The organism is Paraburkholderia sp. (assembly GCF_026225065.1).
Taxonomy (GTDB): domain Bacteria; phylum Pseudomonadota; class Gammaproteobacteria; order Burkholderiales; family Burkholderiaceae; genus Paraburkholderia.
Map to the genome: position 1 here is coordinate 1 of NZ_JAMFSB010000340.1, position 3,591 is coordinate 3,591.

Consider the following 3,591-nt stretch of genomic DNA (forward strand, 5'->3'; position numbering starts at 1 on the left):
ATCATGCGAGACAGTCACGACAACACCTCTTCCGGCGCACGCTGGTGGAGGTGCCGCACCAGCCGTTCACGCCATTCGATAAATTCCGGCGACGACTTCACCGCCCGCGCATCGCGCGTCTCCAGAAAGCGCCGGGCAAATGGCAGATCGTAGCTCTCGGCGATCCGTCCCGGCCCGGGTGTCATCACGACGAGCCGCGTCGCCAGAAACAGGGCTTCTTCGACGCTATGCGTTATGAAAAACACCGTCTTGCGGGTTCGGCCCCAGACGTCGAGCACCAGTTCCTGCATCGACTCTCTCGTCATCGCATCGAGCGCGCCCATCGGCTCGTCCATCAGCAGCACCTGCGGATCGCTTGCAAGCGCCCGGGCTATTCCCACGCGTTGCTGCATCCCGCCCGATAACGCGTAGACACGTGCGTGCGCATGTTGCTCCAGTCCGACGAGGGCGAGCATCTGCAGCGCGATACGTTCGCGCTGCGCTTTCGGTACACGCTGAAAACGCAGGCCGAGTGCGACGTTATCGAGCACGTCGAGCCACGGCAGCAGCGCGTACTTCTGGAACACCACGCCGCGATCCGCGCCGGGGCCATCGACTGGCTCGCCGTTCAGACGGACTTCGCCGCCGCTCGGCTGGATAAAGCCAGCGATGCAATTGAGCAAGGTCGTCTTGCCGCAGCCGGACGCGCCAAGCGCCACGACAAACTCACCGGACTCGATGCTCAGATCGACATCGGCCAGCGCGACATGAGGCGCCGCGCCACGCGCACCTTCGTAGGCGACATGCAGTCGCCGGATCTCCAGACTGCTCATAAGGATGCCTGTTGGGTCCCAATACCGTGCGGCGCCAGCGCGAACTGATTGCGCGCCGTCATTGCCGTATTACTCATGCACGGCCTGCTGAACGAAGTGCGGATCGACACCAGCCGAGTAGTCCGGCAGCACGTTTTGAATCGTCCCTTGAGCCTTCAGGAACACCGCAGTCGCCGCCAGCGATTTCGCCGCTCCGGACTGCGCACCGCCGCCGAGCCACGTGTTGGACGCCTGCTGGGCCGCCGACGGGAACGCATAGAGGGCGAGGCTCGCCGGCACGTCCTCGGCATTCGCTCCGGACTCCTTGGCAACGGCCGCGACCTGCGGCGAAGTGGCGGACCACGCCGAAGTGTGATCGCGATAGCTCGCGTCGCTTTCAGCCAGCACCTTGACGAAGCGCGCGACGAATTCCGGGTTTTGCTGGGCAAACTTGCGGTCGACCACGAAGCCATCGAAGGTCGCCTTACCTGTCTCCTGCGCGACCTGGCCCGAGGTAATCAGCACCTTGCCGTTCTTCTTCACCTTGGCGAGAACCGGATCCCAGATGTATGTCGCGTCGATGTCGCCGCGGTCCCACGCGGCCGCCACTTCTTGCGGGCGCAGGTTGACGATCTTCACGTCAGCCGGATTCACACCCGCGTTTTGCAGCGCGACCAACGTATGGAAATGCGAGGTGGACACGAACGGCACGCCGATCTTTTTACCCTTGAGCCCGGCGATGCTCGTCACGCCGGAGCCGTCGCGTGCCACCAAAGCTTCTGCGTTGTTGATGTTGTCGAGAACCCAGAACAGCGAGATATCGACGCCCTGCGACAGGCCTGCCGCGATCGGACTGGACCCGGCTTCACCGAGTTGCACCGAACCCGAGGCCAGCGCTCTCACCACCTCCGCGCCGCTGCCGAGTTGGCGGTAGACCACCTTGTAGCCTGTTTCCTTCTCGACCTCGCCTGTGGCCTGCGCGTAGCGCCACGGCAGCACCATGTCCTGATAGGCGATTACGACTTCTTTGGTATCGGCGTGAGCGACGCTCGCGAAAGGTGCGGAAACAGCGAGCAGCATCACGAGCGCGGCCAGCGGGCGGAAGAATCGGTTCATCGAGAAGCCCCGTTTTAATAAGGTGTTTGGGAGGCTTTCGACTATAGGGAGTTTGGAGGCAGCCGGTTCTAACGAATTCGCGATTGCTAATCACGCTGTTTGGGCATTGCTTTTTACGTTGGGTTGGATGGGTGTGCGGGCGAAGCGTGCGTCACGTGCTTCGTAACAGAGGGCGGCAGAACTGATTGCTGCGTGCAAGCTGGCCGTTCGGTCGATTGACGGTCTTACGGCCTGGACCGGATTATCGCTCGGGTCTCTTCACTATGCGCTTCATACCTTGATCGAACTCTTAGCTCATTTGAGCTGGCTCTTATCCAATGTCGCGGTGCCCATTCTTGCGCCCATCGCCCTGCTGCCGCTGCTGAATTTTTCGCTCACCTATCGCGAGATTGCCGGCGACGTGTTGAAGGTGGCGTTGCAACACGGTCAACTGTTCTGGACCGTCATCGCGATGAGTGCAGCCGCCAGCTACGAGTTGGGTTGCGCGCTCGACCAACCCATGTCAGCAGGAAGCCATGCGTGGGTGCGGATTGGGCTTGTGTGGCACGCGGCGTTCATTGTTGGATCGTCTGTGCTCGTTGTGTTCGGCGCCGCCGACGCCCGGAAATACTTCAGCGATCCAGCCAGCAGCAACGTTCCCAGCAGGACGCTGATGTGGATATCGTTCCTCGCAACAGCATTCGTCGCGACGAGCTTCTCGATATCCCATTTTGCGTTAAGCTAAATATTTAAACTGATCGAGCTATAATAACAACTGTTCAAGTGAGAACTTAACATGCCTAACCTTATCGACTACCTCCTCGAGAACGACGATGTTCGACATCGCGTCATGATGTACATCGCCTACTTCATGTTTATTGGGAGCGGCATCTACTCCGTCAGCCTGCTGACTGCCCGGCTCTTCTTCTGGCACTAACGGTCCAAGACAAGCTATGCCTTGGCGGCGCATCAACATGCGAGGTGGCCACAGGCGTAAAAAAGCCCGCAACAAGTGCGGGCTAGATATCGAAGCAAACTACCGGCAAGAACCTCAGACCACGCCGGCTCCATGCGCCTGCAGATCCGCGTGATAGCTCGAACGCACCATCGCGCCAACGGCCGCGTGCGTGAAACCCATCTTGTACGCTTCTTCCTCGTACATCTTGAACGTATCCGGATGCACGTACGAGCGAACCGGCAAGTGGTGCTCAGACGGTTGCAGATACTGGCCGATCGTCAGCATGTCGACGTCGTGCTCGCGCAGATCGCGCATCACCTGAAGAATCTCTTCTTCCGTCTCGCCAAGACCGACCATCAGGCCCGACTTGGTGGCGACATGCGGATGCAGCGCCTTGAAGTCCTTCAGCAGCTTCAGTGAGTGACCGTAGTCCGACCCCGGGCGCGCTTCCTTGTACAGACGCGGTACCGTTTCGAGGTTGTGGTTCATCACATCGGGCGGAGCGGCATTGAGAATGCCCAGCGCGCGATCCAGACGACCACGGAAATCCGGCGTCAGAATTTCGATGCGGGTCTCCGGCGACAATTCACGCGTCTGACGGATGCATTCCACGAAGTGAGCCGCACCGCCGTCGCGCAGATCGTCACGGTCCACGCTGGTGATCACCACGTACTTCAGCTTCAGCGCAGCAATCGTGCGTGCCAGATTGCCTGGCTCTTCAGTATCCAGCGGATCAGGACGGCCGTG

At 60.3% G+C, this 3,591-nt stretch carries 5 protein-coding genes; 2 read left to right on the plus strand and 3 right to left on the minus strand.

All coding sequences use genetic code 11. The features are described 5' to 3' along the window. Positions 1–14 precede the first annotated feature (14 nt). Both M0954_RS23665 and tauA read right to left on the minus strand, forming a co-directional pair. Positions 15–812 (minus strand): taurine ABC transporter ATP-binding protein, encoded by a 798-nt coding sequence (locus M0954_RS23665; RefSeq protein WP_123385291.1) that lies wholly within the window; start codon positions 810–812, stop codon positions 15–17. Positions 813–881: 69 nt separating this feature from the next. Further along, positions 882–1,907: a taurine ABC transporter substrate-binding protein gene (tauA, locus tag M0954_RS23670; RefSeq protein ID WP_297355845.1), complete on the minus strand. Its 1,026-nt coding sequence runs from the start codon at positions 1,905–1,907 to the stop codon at positions 882–884. Between the two features lie 277 nt (positions 1,908–2,184). On the opposite strand from tauA, the gene M0954_RS23675 reads away from it, so the two are divergent. Next, entirely contained in the window at positions 2,185–2,631 is a 447-nt protein-coding gene (locus M0954_RS23675) for a hypothetical protein (RefSeq protein ID WP_297355846.1), read from the plus strand. A gap of 51 nt (positions 2,632–2,682) precedes the next feature. After that, positions 2,683–2,823: a hypothetical protein gene (locus tag M0954_RS23680; RefSeq protein ID WP_166660790.1), complete on the plus strand. Its 141-nt coding sequence runs from the start codon at positions 2,683–2,685 to the stop codon at positions 2,821–2,823. A 114-nt stretch (positions 2,824–2,937) separates the two neighbouring features. Here M0954_RS23680 and lipA read toward each other — a convergent pair. Then, positions 2,938–3,591: lipoyl synthase (lipA, locus tag M0954_RS23685; RefSeq protein WP_297355848.1), on the minus strand; the 654-nt coding region annotated here is incomplete at its 5' end.

What these genes read in the sequence shown, in the direction of transcription:
- M0954_RS23665 (WP_123385291.1), bottom strand. Translation starts at nt 812, where the DNA reads ATGAGCAGTCTGGAGATCCGGCGACTGCATGTCGCCTACGAAGGTGCG.
- tauA (WP_297355845.1), bottom strand. Translation starts at nt 1,907, where the DNA reads ATGAACCGATTCTTCCGCCCGCTGGCCGCGCTCGTGATGCTGCTCGCT.
- M0954_RS23680 (WP_166660790.1), top strand. Translation starts at nt 2,683, where the DNA reads ATGCCTAACCTTATCGACTACCTCCTCGAGAACGACGATGTTCGACAT.